The sequence below is a fragment of the Ruegeria sp. BHSC029 genome (assembly GCF_059613085.1).
The window spans coordinates 344,066-363,048 of sequence record NZ_JBXWRU010000004.1; the positions used below are offsets into that span (position 1 = coordinate 344,066).

Sequence of the window (18,983 nt, forward strand, 5' to 3'; positions counted from 1 at the left end):
TGTCCGCGCCTTGCCCCGCATTTTGAACTTTCCTGTGCCGGGGTTATTCCGGGGTCCAGCCGCTGACGGCCTTGACCTCCAAAAAGTCCTCCAGCCCCCAGACACCGCCTTCGCGCCCGTTGCCGGACTGTTTCATGCCGCCAAAGGGCGACCCGGCGGCGCGCGACTGGCCGTTCATCTCGACCATGCCCGAGCGCAGTTTGCGCGCCATGCGGTTGGCGCGGGCGCCGTCCTGTGTCTGAACATAGTTGGTCAGGCCATATGGCGTGTCATTGGCGATCTCGATGGCCTCTTCCTCGGTGTCGAAGGGGATCATCGTCAGGACCGGGCCAAAGATCTCCTCGCGCGCGATGGTCATCTGGTTGTTGGCGTCGGCAAACACGGTGGGGCGCACGAAATAGCCTTTGTTGAACCCTTCGGGGCGACCGGGACCGCCGGCGACCAGGCGCGCACCCTCGTCGATGCCTTTCGTGATCAGGGCCTGGATCTTGGTCCATTGCAGCTCGTTCACGACGGGGCCGATATGGCGGCCTTCCTGCATCGCCGGGCCCACGGTGACCTTATTGGCGACCTCGGCCGCGGTTTCCACGGCTTGATCATAGATCGGGCGCTGCACCAGCATCCGGCTGGGCGCGTTGCAGCTCTGGCCGGTGTTGTTCATCATGTGCAGCACGCCGCGCTTGACCGCCTTGTCATCGGCATCGGCAAAGATCACGTTGGCGCCCTTGCCGCCCAGTTCCAGATGCACCTTCTTGAGCGTGTCGGCGGCGTTCTTGGAAATCGCCGTGCCCGCACGGGTCGAGCCGGTGAAGCTGACCATGTCGACGTCCGGATGCCCCGACAGTTGCGAACCCACGCCCACGCCGTCGCCGTTCACCAGGTTGAAGACACCCGGCGGGAAGCCCGCCTCGTGCATCATCTCGGCAAAGATCATCGCGTTCAGCGGGCTCTGCTCGGACGGTTTCAGAACCATGGTGCAGCCCGCGATCGCCGCCGCGCCCACCTTGAGCGTGATCTGATTCATCGGCCAGTTCCACGGGGTGATCAGCGCGGCGACGCCGACTGCCTCGTAGATGATCCGATCATTGGGGGCGTGGTCGCCCAGGGGGCGCTCGAACTGGAAATTCTTGGCTGCTCGAATGAAATTCTTCAGGTGCCATATCCCGGCGCCCACCTGCTGGGTGCGCGACATGTCGATCGGTGCGCCCATCTCCATCGACATCGCCTGCGCGAGGTCTTCGGCACGGGTGGGGTAGATCTCGATCAGCTTTTCCACCAGCGCGATGCGCTCTTCGACCGGCGTGGCCATCCAGCCCGGCAGCGCCGTCTTGGCCGCCGCCACGACCGCGTCGGTATCGGCCTGACCGCCCAGAGAAATCACCGTGCAGGGCTCCTCGGTCGAGGGGTCGATCACATGGAAATCATTGGCTTGGCTGGGGGCGACCCACTGGCCGTTGATGTAAAAGTCGCGTTTCTCGATCATGGCGTGTCCTCTTGATCCGCATTCATTCGACCGCGCGGTCGGTTTTCCCGGGCACTCTGTCACTGCGGCCCCCTTGGGGCAAGGCAATTCTGGAAATTTGATCAAATTATTGATCGCACGTTTTTTGCCCCTGTGCCACATCAATGGTTTAACCTGAGGGCAAAGTGATTAGGTTTGCACCAACCGACTCGGGTTTTCACAGGAAAGGAGATGCATCATGGGTTTGCGCATCAACGATACCGTCCCCAATTTCACCGCTGAAACGGACCAGGGCACCATCCAGTTCCACGACTGGATCGGCGACAGCTGGGCGATCCTCTTCTCGCACCCCAAGGATTTCACTCCAGTCTGCACCACCGAGTTTTCGGCCGTGGCGCAGTTGAACGACGAATGGGCCAAGCGCAACACCAAGGTGATCGGTGTTTCGGTCGATGGGGTCGAGGACCATAAGAAGTGGAAGAAAGACATCGAGGCCTATGGCAAGGCCAACCCCGGCTTTCCGATCATCGCCGATGACGGACTGGCAGTGTCCAAGGCCTTCGACATGCTGCCCGCCGAGGCATATCTGCCCGACGGCCGAACCCCGGCGGACAGCGCCACGGTGCGCTCGGTCTTCATCATCGGGCCGGACAAGCAGTTGAAACTGTCGATGACCTATCCGATGACCGTGGGCCGGAATTTCGCCGAAATTCTGCGCGCGCTGGACGGCCTGCAGATGAGCGCCAAGGGCGTGGCCACTCCGGCCAACTGGGTGCCGGGCGAAGACGTGATCATCCCGCCGTCGGTTTCGAATGACGAAGCCAAGGAGAAGTTCGGCGAGTTCGAGACGATCTTCCCCTATCTGCGCAAGACCAAGGCGCCGAGCTGACACCAAAAGGGGCGGGGCACATCATGTCCCGCCCCGTACCGCATTGAACGTCCTCAGGCCTCAAGCGCCTCAAGCACTTTCCTTGCAACCGCAGCGGACGACGCCGGGTTCTGCCCGGTAATCAGTTTGCCGTCCTGCACGGCATGCGGTTGGAACGGCTCCACCTTGCTGAACTGCGCACCCCTGTCTTTCATCGTATCCTCGACCAGCAAGGGCACGATTTCGGTCAGGCCGACGGCGTCTTCTTCTTCATTCGTGAAGCCGGTGACGGTACGACCCTTGACCAAGGGCGACCCGTCGGCGGCCTTGGCATTCGCCAGAACGATCGGGGCGTGACACACGGCGCTGACCGGTTTCCCCGCCGACCAGAACGTCTCGATCAGATCAATCGATTTCTCATCTGACACAAGGTCCCACAGCGGCCCGTGCCCACCGGGATAGAAGATCGCGTCATAGTCCTGGGCGTTCACCTCGGACAGTTTGACCGTGTTGGCCAATGCCGCCATCGCTTCGGGGTCGGCCTCGAACCGGCGGGTGTCGTCGGTCTGGCTGTCGGGTGCGCTGCTTTTGGGGTCCAGCGGCGGCTGGCCACCTTTGGGCGAGGCCATTGTCAATTCGGCCCCGGCATCCTTGAACACGTAATACGGAGCGGCCAGCTCCTCGAGCCAGAACCCGGTCTTTTCTCCGGTGTCGCCCAGCTGGTCATGCGATGTCAGGACGACCAGAATTCTCTTTGCAGTCGAAGCCATGTGTTTTCTCCTCGTTCGGCCGGTTCACCCGGCCCGTGTCTTGTGTGACGGGATATATGGCTGTTGCCGCTTGTTGATTAGTGCCGGATTTGGCAAAGCATTATTGCTGACAGGTAATAATGAGGCTGCGAGATGGCGCTGTGGGACGGGCTGGAAGAATTCCTGATGGTGGTCGAGACGGGGGGCTTCACTGCTGCGGCCCGGCGGCTTGGGGTTTCGGCCAGTCATGTCTCGCGGCAGGTCGCCCGGCTTGAGGACCGTTTGGGCGTCAAGCTTTTGGCGCGTTCGACCCGCGTGGTGCGCCTGACCGATGCCGGGCGCGACTATCACGCGCGGGTGGCCGGGCTTGTGGCGGGTCTGGAAGAGGCGAACCAGTCGGCGGCAGGGGATCGGGCCCAGATCGCGGGGCGCATTCGCGTTTCGGCCGCGGGGCCATTTGCTGAACAGTTCGTGGCGCCCGCTTTGGCGCGGTTCGCAAGCCTGCACCCCAAGCTCTCGGTCACCATCGACTTCAATTCGCGCCTTCTGAACCTGACCGAAGAAGGCTTCGACTTTGCCATCCGCTACGGCACGCTGACCGAAAGCGGGCTGATCGCGCGACGTCTGGCAACCCGACGAATGGTCTGCGTGGCCGCGCGCGGCTATCTCGACCGGCACGGGAGGCCGACCCATCCGGGCGACCTGCGGCATCATCAGTGCCTGATCACCAACAATGACCGGTGGGTATTCCGCGACCCCGGCTCGGGCGATCCGATCGAGGTTCGGGTGCATGGCCGGTGGCAGGCCAACAACCCGCACGCCGTTCTTTCTGCCGCGCGGCAAGGTCTGGGGGTCATGTACGCGCCCGAGATTTTTCTGGGCGCGAAGCGCCCCCCTGAGCTGGAGCCGATACTGCAGGGGTACGAAGATCCAAGCCGCGCGAGTTGGATCGTCTATCCTGAACGGCGTCATCTGCCGCTGCGGGTGCGCCGGGCGATGGATTTCTTGGTCGAGGAACTGGGCGATGCGGTGCCCGACTAGGCGGGGCGCTGCGGATGCAGGTGCAGTTGCGCGCGATAGGCGGCGCGCTTGAACTCGCGGGTCAGCTTATCGGTCAACGGCGGTTTCGTCTGGATCGTCGAGCCGCCGATTTCACCGGCCACTTCCTGGTTGCCGCTGCCCAACAGCGCGTGGACGGGCTGGCCCGTGATCCAGTGCATCTGCAGGAACGTGTCCACCGGGCGGTCAATGCGGTCGGTGGCCGCCAGCAGACGTTCCGCCGCCTTCCGGCCCACCACCTGGCAGACGCATTGCAGTCCGATGACCTTGGGCAGGATCAGACGAAGGCCGTCATGCTCAGCGAGGGTCTGGGCTGCGGTTTCGCGCTGCTTGACCGGGATGCGGATATAGTGGTCAGGGGTCGCGATCGGGCGCAACAGATCCAGTGCAGCGTTCATCCGATCGGGATCGACGCGCAGGTCATCCTCGGCGGTGATCGCCAGATCGATCCCCTCGTCGACCATCTTGCGCCAGATCCGGCGGTGGCTTTCGAACACGCCGATCTCGGCCGGGCGCAGGGTGAACGGGTAGCGTGGGCGATGCAGGTTGCCCGGGTGCAGCGTGACCCCAGCAATCTGCGCCGGATCGCGCCCGTTGACCGCTTCGATCAGTTCGGCATTGGGCAGGTCGGCGCAGAGCTGCTCGGCATTGGGTCGGCGCGCGGTGCTGGAGGACATATGGATGACGAAGGATCGCATGGTGTCGTGCATAGAACAGGGGCGCCGCCCGGGAAAGGCCTCGGTAAAACAAAAAAGACCCCGGCCGGAACCGGGGTCTTGGATCAAGCAAGGGGCAGGGCGGATTATTCCGCGCCTTCCTCTTTCTTTTCTTTCTTCTCGGGCACGATCTCTTCGCCGGTTTCCTGATCGACGCATTTCATCGACAGGCGGACCTTGCCGCGATCGTCGAAGCCCAGAAGTTTGACCTTCACTTCCTGGCCTTCCTTCAGAACGTCCGAAGGGTGGTTCAGGCGACGGTTTTCGATCTGAGACACGTGGACCAGACCGTCACGCTTGCCGAAGAAGTTCACGAAGGCGCCGAAATCGACGATTTTCACGACCTTGCCGGTATAGATCTGACCTTCTTCCGGCTCAGCCACGATCGAGTGGATCATCTCGTAGGCTTTCTTGATCGACTCACCATCGGGCGATGCGATCTTGATGATGCCGTCATCGTTGATGTCGACCTTGGCGCCGCTGGTTTCCACGATCTCGCGGATCACCTTGCCGCCCGAGCCGATCACTTCGCGGATCTTGTCGGTCGGGATCTGCATGGTCTCGATGCGCGGTGCGTGGATCGAGAACTCGGCAGTCTCGCTCAGCGCCTTGCTCATCTCGTTCAGGATGTGCAGACGGCCGTCCTTGGCCTGAGCCAGGGCTTTCTCCATGATCTCGGGCGTGATGCCCGCAACCTTGATGTCCATCTGCAGCGAGGTGATGCCGTTTTCGGTACCCGCCACTTTGAAGTCCATGTCGCCCAGGTGGTCTTCGTCACCCAGGATGTCGGTCAGAACGGCATAGTCGCCGTCGTCTTCCAGGATCAGACCCATGGCCACACCGGCCACCGGAGCCTTGAGCGGAACGCCCGCATCCATCATCGACAGCGAACCGCCGCAGACCGATGCCATCGAGGACGAGCCGTTCGACTCGGTGATCTCGGACACCACGCGGATGGTGTAGGGGAAATCGGTCGGAGCCGGCAGAACCGCCTGCAGGGCGCGCCATGCCAGCTTGCCGTGGCCGATTTCGCGGCGACCGGGCGAACCAACGCGGCCCACTTCGCCGACCGAGTAGGGCGGGAAGTTGTAGTGCAGCAGGAAGTTCGATTTGAAGTTGCCGTGCAGCGCGTCGATGAACTGCTCGTCGTCACCAGTGCCCAGCGTCGTCACGGCCAGCGCCTGGGTTTCACCACGGGTGAACAGGGCCGAACCATGGGTCCGCGGCAGCAGGCCGGTTTCGGCCACGATCGGGCGCACGTCGGTGGTCGAACGACCGTCGATCCGCTTGCCGCCCTTCACCACGTCGCCGCGCAGGATGCTGGCTTCGAGCTTTTTCATCGCCGAACCCAGGTTCGAGTCCTCAAGCTGCTCTTCGGTCAGAGCGGCCTTGATGGCCTCGCGCGCGGCAGCGACGGCTGCGGTGCGCTCTTGCTTGTCGGTGATTGCGAATGCGGCACGCATCTGCTCTTCACCGGCAGCTTTCACGGCAGCGTACAGCTCCGAGTAGTCGGGGGCTTCGAAGGCAAAGGGCTCTTTCGCGGCGTCTTCGGCCAGCGAGATGATCAGGTCGATCACCGGCTGGATCTGTTCGTGTGCGAAGGTCACGGCACCCAGCATCTCGGCTTCGGTCAGCTCGTAGGCTTCCGACTCCACCATCATCACGGCGTCTTTGGTGCCGGCAACAACCAGATCCAGACGCTGTTCAGGGTTCAGGCGCAGGTCCTGCATGTCGTCAACGGTCGGGTTCAGGACGTACTCGCCATCCACGAAACCAACGCGGGCACCAGCGATCGGTCCGCGGAAGGGCGCGCCCGAGATGGTCAGGGCCGCCGATGCGGCGATCATCGCCACGATATCGGGGTCGTTGACAAGATCGTGGCTCAGCACGGTGCACATCACCAGAACTTCGTTCTTGAACCCGTCAACGAACAGCGGACGGATCGGACGGTCGATCAGGCGCGCGGTCAGCGTCTCTTTCTCGGTCGGACGGGCCTCGCGCTTGAAGAAGCCACCCGGCACCTTGCCGGCGGCATAGTATTTTTCCTGATAGTGCACGGTCAGCGGGAAAAAGTCCTGACCGGGCTTCTGCTCCCGGGCAAAGGTCACGTTGGCCATGACGCTGGTTTCGCCCAGCGTGGCAATCACGCTGCCGTCAGCCTGACGGGCAACCTTGCCGGTTTCCAGTGTGAGCGTTTCCTCGCCCCACTGCATCGATTTCTTCGTTACATCAAACATATGCGTATCCTAGATGGGAGCACTCCCGCCCCTGCGGGTCTCCCGTTTTGCGTGGCGGCCCCATTGCCGCCGACCCCAATTTATCTTCCATTCGAGTGCCGGGGTCAGGGCACAACGTCTCAGATACCGCGCGCATACATGAGATTGCGTCGGATTGAAAGGGATAAGGCCGCAGAAGGCACACGGTCCTGCATCTGCCGTGGTTCGCCTTCGCGTCAGCCGACACCGCGAACGTTCCGATGCGTAAGCCCGCATAGCATCTGGCGTGCACCCGCTCGCAAACAGGACTATCGCTCGTCATCGAGGATATGCAGATCGGAAATCGGCGCGGCAGAGGCTGGAGAGAAACTCCGGGCTGCGACGGTGGTAGGAAAGCCGCGAAACTAATGCGACCCCGTCCTCTCGACCTCGGTCAGGCCATCGCTGGCCATGCGCAGACATATTCCCGTAGGCGAATGCATTTTGTGAAAAAGTGATTGCAGTGTAGCCTCTTACCACGGAACCCGCGGTCCAGACGACGAAAAGGCGCCAAGGGGGTAAGACTACTCACTGTCGTCCGACGGCCGAATACCTTGGCGTTTGCAATTCGCGCGAACGAAAGGGACGGCCACATGTCTCAGACCAAGAAAATGCTGGATCCGGATCCGCGGATCTATGATTTCGAAACGGAATACGAGCTGGGGCAGGACAATGTTCGCCCATTCGGGCTGGATATTCACAACCCGGTTTTTCTTATCTCAAGCATCCTGATCTTTGCCTTCGTGCTGATCGCTCTCGCCAATCAAGAGGCCGCAGCAACGTTCTTCGGTTGGCTGCGGCCGTGGCTGACCAGCACCTTCGACTGGTTCCTCGTCCTGTCCGTGGATGCAATCACGCTGTTCTGCCTGGCCTTGATCGTTCTGCCGGTGGGCAAGGTGCGCATCGGCGGCAAAGACGCCAAGCCCGATTACTCCTATGCCGGCTGGATTGCGATGATGTTCGCGGCCGGGATCGGCATCGGATTGCTGTTTTTCGGCGTGTTAGAGCCGGTCTACTACAATTTCGCCGAGGATGGCGGCGCCCGTCCTTTGGGCATCGACATCGCGGTGCCGGGCAATGAATACATTGGTGTTGTAGGTACCATCCACCACTGGGGGCTGGAGGGCTGGGCGGTCTACGCCGCCGTGGGCCTGAGCCTCGCGATCTTCAGCTACAATCTCGGCCTGCCGCTGACCCTGCGCTCGGCCTTCTACCCGTTGCTGGGCGAGCGTGTCTGGGGCTGGTGGGGCCATGCGATCGACACGCTGGCGGTGTTTGCCACCCTGTTCGGCCTGACCACATCGCTGGGGCTGGGCGCGCAACAGGTTGCCGCCGGTCTCTACGAGGTGTTCGGCATCGAACCCAGCCCAACCGTCGTCGTCTTGCTGATCATCGGTATCACGATGATCGCGCTGGGCTCGGTGCTGATGGGCATGGACGCGGGCGTGAAGCGGCTCAGCGAGATCAACATGATCATGGCCGTGGGCCTGTTCCTGTTCGTGATCGCAGTGACCGGGATCGGCACGGCGATCTCGCGCTATTTCAGCGTGATGACCGACTACGTCAGGCTGCTGCCGGCTTTGTCGAACCCGTTCGGGCGGGAAGACACCAGCTTCTTCCACGGTTGGACAACCTTCTACTGGGCCTGGTGGATCGCGTGGTCGCCTTTCGTGGGCATGTTCATCGCCCGCATCTCCAAGGGGCGCACGGTGCGTGAATTCGTGATCTGCGCGTTGCTGGCACCTACGGCGGTCTGTGCGCTGTGGATGTCCACCTTTGGTGGCGCGGCCATCGACATGCTGAACGTCGGCGGCGCCGAGGGCGTCAAGGCCACGGTGATCGACAGCTATGCCCCCGAAGGCGCGCTGTTCGGCTTCCTGAAAGAGCTTCCGCTCTACGGCATCGTGGCTCCGATCGCGCTGATTCTGATCGTGGTCTTCTTTGTCACCTCGTCCGACTCGGGGTCTCTGGTGATCGATACGATCACCGCCGGCGGCAAGATGGACGCCCCGGTGGTGCAGCGTGTGTTCTGGTGCACGCTGGAAGGTCTGGTCGCGATCGCGCTGCTGCTGGGTGGCGGGCTTGCCGCGCTGCAAGGGGCGGCGGTGTCAACCGGCATCCCGTTCACGCTTGTGGTGCTGATCATGTGCTACTGTCTGTGGCTGGCGCTGAAGTCTGAGCGCGCCAAGATCTGAGCCGCCCTCGACGGCCAATGAACGCCCGCCATTCGGCGGGCGTTTTTTCGGTTTAACCGGACCCAGTCATAGTTCCAAAGGTTTGACCCGGGTCGGAAGTCTCTATTCAGGATCTCGCAACAAAGCCTTCGCAAATTGAATGAACATTGCGATGAACACGCCGACTCCAACAAAAATGTAGATCACGGTGAAGACCTTGCCGATCTTGGTCGCCGGGGACAGATCGCCGAACCCGACCGTCGATAATGTGGTCGCGCTGAAATACAGCGCGTCCACCCAATGCCAGCCCTCGACGCTGCTGTAGAACAACGTGCCGGACAGTAGAATAAGCCCGCATAGCAGCAAACCACCCCGAAAATGCGGATCATCCCACGATCGGACGATCGCCTTCAGCAGTCGGTAGGCATTGAGGATCAGAGCTATCATTCTGTACGCCTTTGGGTTGTTTCGAGGATACGTTCAGGATGCATGTTTTTGAGTAAAATTCCGCATGTACAAATCGGATTATTTGCTAAGATGGCGATGTTTGACAGGAGATACTTCATGCGTATTCATCTTTTGGTGGCGCTGCTTGCCGCCACCTCGGTTTCCGCGCAGCAAGACCCGGCTCAGACCCTGATCACCAATGTGCATGTATTTGATGGCGTCAACGACGGGCGCATCGAGAACGCGAATGTTCTGATCGAGGGCAACCTGATTGCAGCTGTGTCGGCAGACCCGATCTCGGCCGAAGGAGCAACGGTGATCGACGGCGGTGGACGCACCCTGATCCCGGGTCTGATCGATGTACACTGGCACACGACATATGCGTATACCCCAGCAACCGTCTTGATCTTCAATCAAGGCGATATGTCGGAAGTGGCCATTCGTTCGATGACAGGGGCAAAGGAAACCCTGATGCGCGGCTTCACAACAGTGCGCGATCCCGGCGGCAATCCATTTGCAATCAAGAGACTGATCGATTCCGGCGAATACCCTGGGCACCGCATTCTGCCTTCGGGGCCGTTCATGAGCCAAACATCGGGTCATGCCGATTTCCACAGTTTGTTGGAGAACCCAAGAAACTCGACTTCCGAGTTGAGTTATTGGGAAAAGAACATGATGGCGATGGTGGCCGATGGGGTCCCCGAGGTTCGCAAAAGGACCCGCGAGATTCTCAAGTACGGTGCCTCCCAAGTCAAAATAACCACGGGCGGTGGCGTATCCTCACAGTATGATCCGCTGGATGTGAGCGAATACTCTGTTGATGAGATCGAAGCGGTCGTCGAAGAAGCTGCGAACTTCAATACTTACGTACTGGCCCATGTAATGACGGACCGCGGGATTCGCACCTCAGTCGAAGCCGGCGTCATGAGCATCGAGCATGGTTTCTTCGCGTCTCGTGAAACGCTCGAGCTCATGAAAGAAAAAGGGGCATGGCTAAGCCCCCAGACCATGAAAGAAGAGGACATGGTCTGGGACAGCCCGGTCAGCGCGGCAAAATACAAGCAGGTCACAGATGCCGTTGCGAACCTGTACCCGATGGCCAAAGAGGTGGGGGTGAACCTGGCCTTTGGGACCGACCAGCTTCTGGACGCCTCCAAGGCGTATCAACAAAGCCTTTATCTGGTGCGATTGGGCGAATGGTTCACCCCGTATGAAGTGTTGAAAATCGCCACTTCTGAAAACGCCCGGTTGCTGGAACTGAGCGGCCCCCGGCACCCGTATCAAGACGGCCCGCTGGGGGTCATCAAAGAGGGTGCCTATGCCGACCTGATCCTCGTCGACGGCAATCCGCTTGAAAACCTTGAGTTGGTTGGGAATCCGGGCGAGTACTTCGACCTGATCATGAAAGACGGTGTGGTCTACAAGAACGCGCTGGATTGAACACCGCGCTCCTCTGACAAAAAACGCCCGCCATATGGCGGGCGTCTCGAACTTGAAAGCGGTGTAGTCCGCGCTTAGCGGCGGATGCCCAGCTTTTTGATCAGGTCCTGGTAGCGCGCTTCTTCCTTGCCCTTCAGGTAGTCCAGCAGCTTGCGGCGCTGGGCGACCATCTTCAGAAGACCACGGCGGCCGTGATTGTCTTTCTTGTGGGTCTTGAAGTGCTCGGTCAGGGTGTTGATGCGCGAGGTCAGGATAGCAACCTGGACTTCCGGCGAACCGGTGTCGCCGTCCTTGGTTGCGAATTCTTTCATAACGCGTGCTTTTTCTTCAGCAGTGATCGACATCGGGGTCTCCTTCGAAGGTTAGAGTTGATGGCGCAGGCCGGGATGTCGTCCAGCGCAGGCCCATGGAGAAAACCGCACCGATTCCGATGCGGATGGGCGCGTATAGGCGCAATTGGAATAAATGGCAAAGGGATTCTGCGTATCTCAGCCCATGGGGCTGGTCAGGGTCGGGTCCAGACCCGGAGTCAGTTGAATATCCTCGGGCCCAAGACCTTGGGCGCCGAACAGATAGGCCACCTCACGCCCGTTGACCAGAACGCGCGTCAGATCGGCGTTGTCCGCGTCTTGTTCGATCCCGATTTCGGGCGCGTCAGGGCCGTTCCATTCGATCAGCAGCTTGTCTTCTCCGGGGGTGAAATCCACGATGCTGACTTCCTTCCCGGTGCCCGTTCCATCGATGGCGATCTGGTCCGCTCCCTGACCGCCGGTGACGACATCTCCGGCACCGGCCCGGATCGTGTCGTCCCCCGCGCCGCCGTTCAGAAAATCGCTGGCGGGCGTCTCGCCATCGTCCCGGCCGGTCAGAGTGTCGTCGCCATCACCGCCGAACAGCGTGTCTGCCCCTGCGCCGCCGGCGAGCATGTCTTCGCCGTCGCCGCCTTGCAGCGCGTCTTCGCCCTCACCCCCGGCAAGGTCATCGTTGCCCTGACCGCCGTACAGATCGTCATCGCCTTCGCCACCAACCAACTGGTCGTCGCCGGCATGGCCGTACAATATGTCGTCACCGGCATTCCCCGAGAGGTCATCGTGACCGTTGCCACCGTGCAGAACATCATTGCCAGTGTTTCCGTTCAGCGTGTCATCCCCGTCAGCGCCGAACAACGTATCATTTCCGGCGCCACCATCGATAATGTCATCGCCGTCATAGCCGTTGATCTGATCGTTGCCCTCGACCCCGCTCAGATTGTCCACGCCCGGTCCGCCGGCGATGACCAGGTTTCCGTCTACGTCCGAAAGTATGGTTCCGGTGGACGCATCCTCGGCCTCGGCCGGGTCTTCGAAAGAATCGTCAATCTCAAGCAGATTTCCTTCGGGAATGTCTTCGACGGCATCTTCTTCGATGACATCGTCGTTGTCCTCGTCCTCATCCCCCGAGAATACGTCGCTGATCGCGTATGCTGCGCCGCCCATTGCGGCCAGGCCGAACAATCCGAGCAGAAACATGGAAACCCTCCGAAAGCGTGCCGCCCCGAGTGTAAAATATCCCATGTCGCCAGAGGGTTGGTCAAAGCCAACCTGAGTCTGTGGTTAACCCTTTGTCACCGGTTCCACGGTTCGGGTTGCTGGGTATACGCGATGTAGAGCGGATGCTTGGGGTGGCCTGCCTTGCTGAGCCCCAGGTGGAACAGCGGCTGGCCGGTGCCGCGCAGCAGGCGCTCGACCGCCGGGCCGCGATCCAGATGCGCGCCATGGGTGCCCCAGGCGGCGATCACCTGATCGGCCCAGTCCACGCCGGCCAGAATGGCAGCGTCGTTCTCGGGCCCCACCGGGTCGGCCGCCGCGCGCATCTTGCGCGGGTCGGTGTCGCGCCAGGCAAAGATGTTGGTCACCTGGAACGCCCCGAACCCCAAGGCCCGCGCGCGCCGCTCGCAACGCTCGACGGTCGGGTCATTCTGCACCTCGGTCGCGGTCGAAGGGTTCAGCATCACGAACAGCGCCCGGCGCCCGGCCGGATCCCAGATGCGGGTCAGGCTGTAGCGATAGCGTTCGCAGTCGGAATAGACGGCTGTCGAGGGCGCGTCGCCCTTGGTGTGGGACCGGGTGATCATGCGCCTTCGCTTAGCACGGGACCTAACCGGCGAACACCCGGCTGGGGTGCAGTTCACCGGATTTGTAGACCCCCACCGCCACGGCCTTGCCGTCGAACGATGCCCAGGCCTCGTCGCCGTATTCCACGTCGCCGGCTAGAACCATGCCGGGGTTGCCGTTGCGTAGGCGGGTGGCGCCTTCGGGGGTGCATTTCAGCTCGGGCAGGTCGGCCAGCCCTTCTTCCAGCGGGCGCAGGTGCTCATCCAGCGCCGGGGTTTTCGCCATCTCGTCGATCTGCTCGATGCTCAGGCCGTCCTCGGCCTCGAACGGGCCGGACCAGATCCGGCGCAGCTCCTTGACGTGGCCATGGCAGTCCAGCGCCGCACCCAGGTCGCGCGCGATCGAGCGGACATAGCCACCCTTGCCGCAGGTCATTTCCAGCACGACATGGTCGGGGTCGGGCCGGTCGACCAGCACCAGTTCCTCGACCCACAGGGGCCGGGCGGCCAGTTCGACATCCTCGCCTTCGCGGGCCAGCTTGTAGGCGCGCTGACCGTCGATCTTGACCGCCGAGAACTTGGGCGGCACCTGCATGATCTCGCCCACGAAGGGCAGCAGAGCCTGCTTGATCTCGTCATCGGTGGGGCGCAGGTCGCTTTCCGCGATCACTTCGCCCTCGGCATCGTCGGTATTGGTGGCCTGACCCAGCCGCACGGTAAAGGTATAGGCCTTGAGCGCATCGGTGATGTAGGGAACGGTCTTGGTGGCCTCGCCCAAAGCGACGGCCAGAACGCCGGTGGCTTCGGGGTCGAGCGTGCCGGCATGGCCCGCCTTTTTGGCGTCCAGCGCCCAGCGGACCTTGTTGACCACGGCGGTCGAGGTCATGCCTGCCGGCTTGTCGACCACCAGCCAACCGGAAATGTCACGACCCTTGCGTTTGCGTCCCATGATGCACCTAGAATTCTGCTGAGGCGCGCGACCTAGCGGATCGGTCCGGCGCTGTCAATTTGCCGGGATGTCCTCGACCACGCCGACGATCGGCCCCAGCGAGAATCCCACGTCCGATCGGTTCGCCGCCCGATCATACATGCGCGAGATGTTGCCGTCGAAAAATAGCGCGTTGGGCGTGTTCAGAACGTCGCGGAACAGGCGGCCGAACTCGTGGAAGGTGACGTAATCTTCGGAAATCACGAATACCGCACGGCTGCCATCGGCGCTGGTGCCCACCCCGTTGCGCACATAGCGCGAGGTCGAATCCTTTAGAAACCGCGGATGCAATTCGCCGTCGATCACCAGCATCGGGCCGGATTGGGTGGCAAAGCGGCAGTCGGGCTTGCGATCTAGATAGTCCAGCGTCTCGAACACGTCGGCACGGCCTTCGCGGATGCAGAACACCCCGTTGGGCAGCAGGCCGAAATTGCCGGGTCCGGCGTTGGGAATCACGCGCATGAGTTCCTGCCCGTCTTCGACATAGTGGCCCACGGGCGAGCGGTCCTCGTGATACATGCCGGCATTCATCGCAAAGCTCAGGCGTTGGCCCGCATCGGCCAGTTCCTCGTTCACCGACGAGAAGTGGCCCAGCACTTGGCCCGCTTCGTCATACAGGAACAGGCGCAGGTCCTCGGTGGTGGCGTCGACCTCGCACACGGTATAGCGCCGGTCTTCGTGTGCCACGCGCTCGCAGGTCACCGCACCGGCCTGTCCGGCCCAGAGCAATGCGATCAAAGCGGCGGTCCTGCGGATCACTCGTCCAGGTCCCGGCGCACGGCGTCCTGTTCGAACATCCGGCGTGTGTCGTCCATGCGGTCGAACGTTTCGTCCAGCCGGAAGCGCAGGTCGGGGGCGAATTTCAGGCCGACCTTCTTGCCGACCATGCGGCGCAGCTCGCCCTTGTTGCGGGCCAGCAGCTCGATCACGGTGTCCTGCCCCTTGCCGCCCAGCGGCAGCACGTAGGCGGTGGCGATCTTGAGGTCGGGCGAGGTGCGCACTTCGCCCACGGTGATCGACAGGCGGTTCAGGTCGGGGTCGTGCACGTCGCCGCGCGCCAGCACCTCGGACAGGGTGCGGCGGATCAGTTCGCCGACGCGAAGCTGCCGTTGCGAGGGGCCGGGGCCGTCGTGGAATTTGTTCTTAGCCATGTCCCCGATCTAAGCGCAAAGCGGGGCTTTGCCAAGCGGCCCCGAACCGGGTAGGAGGCTTTGAGCCGAATTTCAGAAGAAGGACCAGCGCAATGACGCATATTCCGGGAATCGTCGTGACCGGGGCTTCGGGCCGGATGGGGCAGATGCTGATCAAGACCATCACCGACAGCGAACAGGCGCGGCTGGTCGGTGCGGTCGAGCGCACGGGCCATGACTGGATCGGCGAGGACGTAGGCACCGCGATGGGCGGCCAGCCGCTGGGCGTGACCGTCACCGACGATCCGCTCGAGGCTTTTGCCCAGGCCCAGGCGGTGATCGACTTCACCGCGCCCGAGGCGACGCTGGAGTTCGCCGCGCTGGCGGCGCAGGCGCGCTGCGTGCATGTGATCGGCACCACCGGCATGAGCGACGAACAGATCGCCGCGCTGGAACCCGCCGCGCGCCATGCGGTGATCGTGCGGGCCGGAAACATGAGCCTGGGCGTGAACCTGCTGGTGCAGCTGACCAAGAAGGTCGCCGCCGCGCTGGACGAGGATTTCGACATCGAGGTGATCGAGGCGCATCACCATCACAAGGTCGATGCGCCCTCGGGCACGGCGCTGATGCTGGGCGAGGCCGCGGCCGAGGGGCGGGGCGTGCAACTGGCCGATGTCGCTGACCGGGGCCGCGACGGGATCACCGGCGCCCGGCAGCGGGGCCATATCGGCTTCCACGCCATCCGCGGTGGCGACATCGTTGGCGAACACGACGTGCTGTTCGCGGCGCCGGGCGAACGGATCGTGCTGCGCCACGTGGCGACCGACCGGGCGATCTTTGCCCGAGGCGCGCTGAAGGCGGCGCTGTGGGGGCAGGGCAAGGCCCCCGGCCAATATGACATGGTGGATGTGCTGGGGCTTTAACCCTCGCCCAGATGCCGGTCGACCATGCGCTGAACCATCGGTGCGAAATGGTCGAAGCCGGGGGTGTCCATGTCGGGCCGTTTGCCTGCCTCGTCCAGATACCGGACCTGGATGATTTCCTTCAGGTTCGGGTTGGCCTCGAATGCGGCGACTTCCTCGGCGCTCATCGGGCCGCCCTGCAATTCCAGCGTATGGACCGAGGCCGCCGACAGGCGGTTGAAATACTCGGGCCTGGTTGCGCACAGGTACCGCTTGGCCGCGACGTGATAGCGGCAGCAATCGGTGATGACCGACGGAAAGAACCGCTCCAGCACCTCGGCGCCGGCATCCTCGTGGTGGCGGTCCTCGGTGTCGTCGGGGTGGTAGGTGCCGAATTCCGAGGTGAAATGCCCGATATCGTGCAGCAGAGCGCCCACGATGATCTCTTCGGGCATGCCGTTCTGCTCGGCGATGGTGGCGCCCTGCAGCATGTGCTGGGCCATGGTGACCGGCTCGCCCAGGTATTCCTCGCCTCCGCGCCGGTCGAAGATATCGGCGATGAAGGCCACGATGTTGTCGCGGGTCAGGGTCTGGAAATCGGGTTTCATTCCGCCGCCTCCGGTTGCGCCATCCGCATCGCGGCCAGAGTCGACAGCAGCCCGTCCTTGTCGGCATAGCATCCCTGCAGCCAGCGCGACCCGGCACCCGAATATCCCAGACGCGCATGCAGGACGCGGGTGTTGTCGACGATGAAGCTTTCGCCCGGTTCCAGCTTGAACGCCACGCCCAAGGTCGGGTCGTCGATGATCTCGCCCAAACGGCGGTAGGCGGCGTAATAGGCCTCCATCCGGTCGAAGGGCACATCAACGAACGGGGCCGAGGACCGGTTGTTGAAGCGGATGCCGATCAATTCGCCATCGGGCGACAGCTCGATCATCGGGCGGCGCGCGCGCAGGCAGACCCCGTCCGAACCGCGGTATTCGAACCGCGCGGGATAGCCGGCCAGCAGGGCAAAGCCCTCGGGGTTTTCGTCGCGCAGGCGCTGGGCCGCGCGAAAGCCGTCGACCACGATCGACTCCCCGCCCTCGGCGCTGTTTTCCAGGCAATAGAGGATCTGCAGCGTGGGGACCGGGTCGCGATAGGGGTTGTCGGTGTGCGCCTGCAGGCCAAGGCCGGTATAGGCTAGGTTGGTCGGGTTCACCTCGGTCCGCACCTCGAAATAGGGGCCATAGTTGGTCTCGCGCACATACCCGAACAGATCGGCGACCTTCAGCAGCGAACCGGACTCGGTCGGGCCGCCGGTCAGCATGGCAAAGCCGTATTCGGCGACCGCCGCCAGCCAGTCGCGCTTGGCGGCGGGGTTTTCATGCACCTGCGTCCAGTCGCCAGCCGGGGCTGCGAACCCGCCGTCCCAGGTGGTGATACCCGGCGACAGCCAGCCCATCTGGCGGGTCTGGTCCCGATCATAGACATGCGCGGCCAACCAGTTTGCGGGGAAGGTGACGGTCTTGTCTTCGGGGGCGAAGGTCACCTGCAGGTCGCCGCCCGCCACCTCGGCCGCCTGGATCGCGATCCCCGCCGGAATGTCGCCGATCGTGATCAGACGCTGGCCGTTGCCGGGGTCGCGCGTCTGCGGGTCCAGCGCATTGTCGCGCAGCCAGATGGCGTGGAAACGGGCGCGTGTGCCGTCTTCGAACTCAACCGAAACGACCGCCGGGTCATGGGTGGCGTGGCGCAGCATGGGGCTCTCCTGTTCAGCGCGGGCTTTGATTGAGGAGATACGCGGGATATGTCATTACGACAATTAAGGCTTGTTCCATCTGAGAGTTGGAAAATCTAATGAGCAAGAAAAAGGTCGGCCTGCCCCCGCTGGACTGGCTGCGAGTGTTCGAGGCGGCCGGGCGGCTGGGCGGATTTTCGGCCGCGGCGCGCGAGTTCGGCCTGACCCAGGCGGCAGTCAGCCAGCGCATCGCCAATCTGGAATCCTGGCTGGGCCGGTCCCTGTTCGTGCGCGAAGCGCGCGGCGTGTCGCTGACGGTCGAGGGCGAAAGCTATCTGCCGCTGGTGCAGGACAGCCTGCGGGCGTTGGAACGCAACACCGAGGATCTGTTCGGCACCGCCCCGCGCGCGTTGCGGGTGGCCGGGCTGTCTTCGCATATCCAGGCACTCGTGCTGCCCAGCCTGGGGGCCTTTCGCGCCCTGCGGCCCGAGGTGCAGGTCACCACGGATTCGGTGGCGCGGCGGTCCTCGCTGGAGGACGAGCGGACCTGGCTTCAGATCCGCTATGGGCGCGGCAGCTGGCCGGGGCGCACCGCCGACCTGATCGCGCCCGAGGTTCTGACCCCGATGGCGGCGCCGGGCGTCAGCTGGGGCGCGCCGGTGATCGACCTACGCGGCGAACGGCCCGGCTGGCAGGACTGGATGCAGAAGACGGGCGACACGGATCTGCCACGCACCGGTCTGAGCTTTGATTCGATGGAACACGCCCTTGGCGCGGCGCGGCAGGGGCTGGGGGTCGCCTTGGGGTCGGTCGCTCTGGCCTCGGCAGATCTGGCCTCGGGCCGTCTGATCCGGCTGGGGCGTCCCGATTTGAAAACCCGCGACGGATACTGGCTGACCTGGCCGCGGGACCGGGCGCAGTCGAAAAAGCAGCAGGCCCTGATCGGCGATTTCCTGCAGGCCCTGCGCGCGGCGGTCTGAG

19 protein-coding genes are annotated in these 18,983 nt (G+C 62.9%); 6 read left to right on the forward strand and 13 right to left on the reverse strand.

The window, feature by feature from the left end; all coding sequences use genetic code 11:
* Positions 1-43: 43 nt before the first annotated feature.
* Complete coding sequence (locus AC2FML_RS11750; RefSeq protein ID WP_496783259.1) at positions 44-1,483, reverse strand: aldehyde dehydrogenase family protein; 1,440 nt, start codon at positions 1,481-1,483, stop codon at positions 44-46.
* A 217-nt stretch (positions 1,484-1,700) separates the two neighbouring features.
* Here AC2FML_RS11750 and AC2FML_RS11755 point away from each other — a divergent pair, with 217 nt between their 5' ends.
* Positions 1,701-2,351 (forward strand): peroxiredoxin, encoded by a 651-nt coding sequence (locus AC2FML_RS11755; protein ID WP_093964131.1) that lies wholly within the window; start codon positions 1,701-1,703, stop codon positions 2,349-2,351.
* A gap of 53 nt (positions 2,352-2,404) precedes the next feature.
* Here the strand turns inward: AC2FML_RS11755 and AC2FML_RS11760 are convergent, their stop codons facing one another.
* On the reverse strand, positions 2,405-3,100 hold the full coding sequence (locus AC2FML_RS11760) for a type 1 glutamine amidotransferase domain-containing protein (protein ID WP_170360582.1): 696 nt from the start codon (positions 3,098-3,100) through the stop codon (positions 2,405-2,407).
* Between the two features lie 132 nt (positions 3,101-3,232).
* Here AC2FML_RS11760 and AC2FML_RS11765 point away from each other — a divergent pair, with 132 nt between their 5' ends.
* Positions 3,233-4,120 carry a LysR family transcriptional regulator gene (locus tag AC2FML_RS11765; protein ID WP_496783261.1) on the forward strand — a complete coding sequence of 296 codons (888 nt, stop codon included), beginning with the start codon at positions 3,233-3,235 and terminating at the stop codon, positions 4,118-4,120.
* Here the strand turns inward: AC2FML_RS11765 and AC2FML_RS11770 are convergent.
* Positions 4,117-4,848 (reverse strand): glycosyltransferase family 25 protein, encoded by a 732-nt coding sequence (locus AC2FML_RS11770; protein ID WP_254430339.1) that lies wholly within the window; start codon positions 4,846-4,848, stop codon positions 4,117-4,119. The genes AC2FML_RS11765 and AC2FML_RS11770 overlap by 4 nt on opposite strands.
* Positions 4,849-4,940: 92 nt before the next feature.
* Positions 4,941-7,091, reverse strand: a complete 2,151-nt coding sequence (gene pnp / locus AC2FML_RS11775) for a polyribonucleotide nucleotidyltransferase (RefSeq protein ID WP_170341993.1) — start codon at positions 7,089-7,091, stop codon at positions 4,941-4,943.
* A 611-nt stretch (positions 7,092-7,702) separates the two neighbouring features.
* On the opposite strand from pnp, the gene AC2FML_RS11780 reads away from it, so the two are divergent.
* Positions 7,703-9,304, forward strand: coding sequence for a BCCT family transporter (locus AC2FML_RS11780; protein WP_170341096.1), 1,602 nt, complete (start codon positions 7,703-7,705; stop codon positions 9,302-9,304).
* A gap of 102 nt (positions 9,305-9,406) precedes the next feature.
* On the opposite strand, the gene AC2FML_RS11785 is transcribed toward AC2FML_RS11780, so the two are convergent.
* Positions 9,407-9,730 carry a potassium channel family protein gene (locus AC2FML_RS11785; protein ID WP_170360586.1) on the reverse strand — a complete coding sequence of 108 codons (324 nt, stop codon included), beginning with the start codon at positions 9,728-9,730 and terminating at the stop codon, positions 9,407-9,409.
* Positions 9,731-9,778: 48 nt separating this feature from the next.
* Here AC2FML_RS11785 and AC2FML_RS11790 point away from each other — a divergent pair, with 48 nt between their 5' ends.
* Positions 9,779-11,170 (forward strand): metal-dependent hydrolase family protein, encoded by a 1,392-nt coding sequence (locus AC2FML_RS11790; RefSeq protein ID WP_496783264.1) that lies wholly within the window; start codon positions 9,779-9,781, stop codon positions 11,168-11,170.
* A gap of 74 nt (positions 11,171-11,244) precedes the next feature.
* On the opposite strand, the gene rpsO is transcribed toward AC2FML_RS11790, so the two are convergent.
* The 6 genes from rpsO to rbfA all read right to left on the reverse strand — a co-directional run bounded on the left by rpsO (position 11,245) and on the right by rbfA (position 15,401).
* Positions 11,245-11,514 (reverse strand): 30S ribosomal protein S15, encoded by a 270-nt coding sequence (gene rpsO / locus AC2FML_RS11795; protein ID WP_005980247.1) that lies wholly within the window; start codon positions 11,512-11,514, stop codon positions 11,245-11,247.
* A 144-nt stretch (positions 11,515-11,658) separates the two neighbouring features.
* Positions 11,659-12,678 carry a calcium-binding protein gene (locus AC2FML_RS11800; protein WP_496783265.1) on the reverse strand — a complete coding sequence of 340 codons (1,020 nt, stop codon included), beginning with the start codon at positions 12,676-12,678 and terminating at the stop codon, positions 11,659-11,661.
* Between the two features lie 95 nt (positions 12,679-12,773).
* The gene (locus AC2FML_RS11805) at positions 12,774-13,283 is read right to left on the reverse strand and encodes a DUF1643 domain-containing protein (RefSeq protein ID WP_170341998.1); all 510 of its coding nucleotides are present in this window, start codon (positions 13,281-13,283) and stop codon (positions 12,774-12,776) included.
* Positions 13,284-13,305: 22 nt separating this feature from the next.
* Positions 13,306-14,211: a tRNA pseudouridine(55) synthase TruB gene (truB, locus tag AC2FML_RS11810; RefSeq protein WP_170444098.1), complete on the reverse strand. Its 906-nt coding sequence runs from the start codon at positions 14,209-14,211 to the stop codon at positions 13,306-13,308.
* A gap of 54 nt (positions 14,212-14,265) precedes the next feature.
* Complete coding sequence (locus AC2FML_RS11815) at positions 14,266-15,009, reverse strand: phosphodiester glycosidase family protein (RefSeq protein WP_170364721.1); 744 nt, start codon at positions 15,007-15,009, stop codon at positions 14,266-14,268.
* A complete protein-coding gene (gene rbfA, locus AC2FML_RS11820) occupies positions 15,006-15,401 on the reverse strand; it encodes a 30S ribosome-binding factor RbfA (protein WP_093964142.1) in 396 nt (131 codons plus the stop codon). The genes AC2FML_RS11815 and rbfA overlap by 4 nt, the downstream gene beginning before the upstream one ends.
* Before the next feature lie 92 nt (positions 15,402-15,493).
* Between rbfA and dapB the strand changes: the two genes are divergently transcribed.
* Positions 15,494-16,303, forward strand: a complete 810-nt coding sequence (dapB, locus tag AC2FML_RS11825; protein WP_170444100.1) for a 4-hydroxy-tetrahydrodipicolinate reductase — start codon at positions 15,494-15,496, stop codon at positions 16,301-16,303.
* Here dapB and tmpB read toward each other — a convergent pair.
* The gene (gene tmpB / locus AC2FML_RS11830) at positions 16,300-16,890 is read right to left on the reverse strand and encodes a (R)-1-hydroxy-2-trimethylaminoethylphosphonate oxygenase (protein ID WP_496783268.1); all 591 of its coding nucleotides are present in this window, start codon (positions 16,888-16,890) and stop codon (positions 16,300-16,302) included. The two genes, dapB and tmpB, sit on opposite strands and share 4 nt — an antisense overlap.
* The gene (gene tmpA, locus AC2FML_RS11835; protein WP_496737398.1) at positions 16,887-18,023 is read right to left on the reverse strand and encodes a 2-trimethylaminoethylphosphonate dioxygenase; all 1,137 of its coding nucleotides are present in this window, start codon (positions 18,021-18,023) and stop codon (positions 16,887-16,889) included. The genes tmpB and tmpA overlap by 4 nt, the downstream gene beginning before the upstream one ends.
* Positions 18,024-18,121: 98 nt before the next feature.
* Between tmpA and AC2FML_RS11840 the strand changes: the two genes are divergently transcribed.
* Positions 18,122-18,982 carry a LysR family transcriptional regulator gene (locus AC2FML_RS11840; protein WP_170360602.1) on the forward strand — a complete coding sequence of 287 codons (861 nt, stop codon included), beginning with the start codon at positions 18,122-18,124 and terminating at the stop codon, positions 18,980-18,982.
* Position 18,983 lies beyond the last annotated feature (1 nt).

Bases quoted from the DNA above. Each gene is read 5' to 3' on its own strand.
- AC2FML_RS11750 (WP_496783259.1), bottom strand. From the start codon at position 1,483: ATGATCGAGAAACGCGACTTTTACATCAACGGCCAGTGGGTCGCCCCC.
- AC2FML_RS11755 (WP_093964131.1), top strand. From the start codon at position 1,701: ATGGGTTTGCGCATCAACGATACCGTCCCCAATTTCACCGCTGAAACG.
- AC2FML_RS11760 (WP_170360582.1), bottom strand. From the start codon at position 3,100: ATGGCTTCGACTGCAAAGAGAATTCTGGTCGTCCTGACATCGCATGAC.
- AC2FML_RS11765 (WP_496783261.1), top strand. From the start codon at position 3,233: ATGGCGCTGTGGGACGGGCTGGAAGAATTCCTGATGGTGGTCGAGACG.
- AC2FML_RS11770 (WP_254430339.1), bottom strand. From the start codon at position 4,848: ATGCACGACACCATGCGATCCTTCGTCATCCATATGTCCTCCAGCACC.
- pnp (WP_170341993.1), bottom strand. From the start codon at position 7,091: ATGTTTGATGTAACGAAGAAATCGATGCAGTGGGGCGAGGAAACGCTC.
- AC2FML_RS11780 (WP_170341096.1), top strand. From the start codon at position 7,703: ATGTCTCAGACCAAGAAAATGCTGGATCCGGATCCGCGGATCTATGAT.
- AC2FML_RS11785 (WP_170360586.1), bottom strand. From the start codon at position 9,730: ATGATAGCTCTGATCCTCAATGCCTACCGACTGCTGAAGGCGATCGTC.
- rpsO (WP_005980247.1), bottom strand. From the start codon at position 11,514: ATGTCGATCACTGCTGAAGAAAAAGCACGCGTTATGAAAGAATTCGCA.
- AC2FML_RS11800 (WP_496783265.1), bottom strand. From the start codon at position 12,678: ATGTTTCTGCTCGGATTGTTCGGCCTGGCCGCAATGGGCGGCGCAGCA.
- AC2FML_RS11805 (WP_170341998.1), bottom strand. From the start codon at position 13,283: ATGATCACCCGGTCCCACACCAAGGGCGACGCGCCCTCGACAGCCGTC.
- truB (WP_170444098.1), bottom strand. From the start codon at position 14,211: ATGGGACGCAAACGCAAGGGTCGTGACATTTCCGGTTGGCTGGTGGTC.
- rbfA (WP_093964142.1), bottom strand. From the start codon at position 15,401: ATGGCTAAGAACAAATTCCACGACGGCCCCGGCCCCTCGCAACGGCAG.
- dapB (WP_170444100.1), top strand. From the start codon at position 15,494: ATGACGCATATTCCGGGAATCGTCGTGACCGGGGCTTCGGGCCGGATG.
- tmpB (WP_496783268.1), bottom strand. From the start codon at position 16,890: ATGAAACCCGATTTCCAGACCCTGACCCGCGACAACATCGTGGCCTTC.
- tmpA (WP_496737398.1), bottom strand. From the start codon at position 18,023: ATGCTGCGCCACGCCACCCATGACCCGGCGGTCGTTTCGGTTGAGTTC.
- AC2FML_RS11840 (WP_170360602.1), top strand. From the start codon at position 18,122: ATGAGCAAGAAAAAGGTCGGCCTGCCCCCGCTGGACTGGCTGCGAGTG.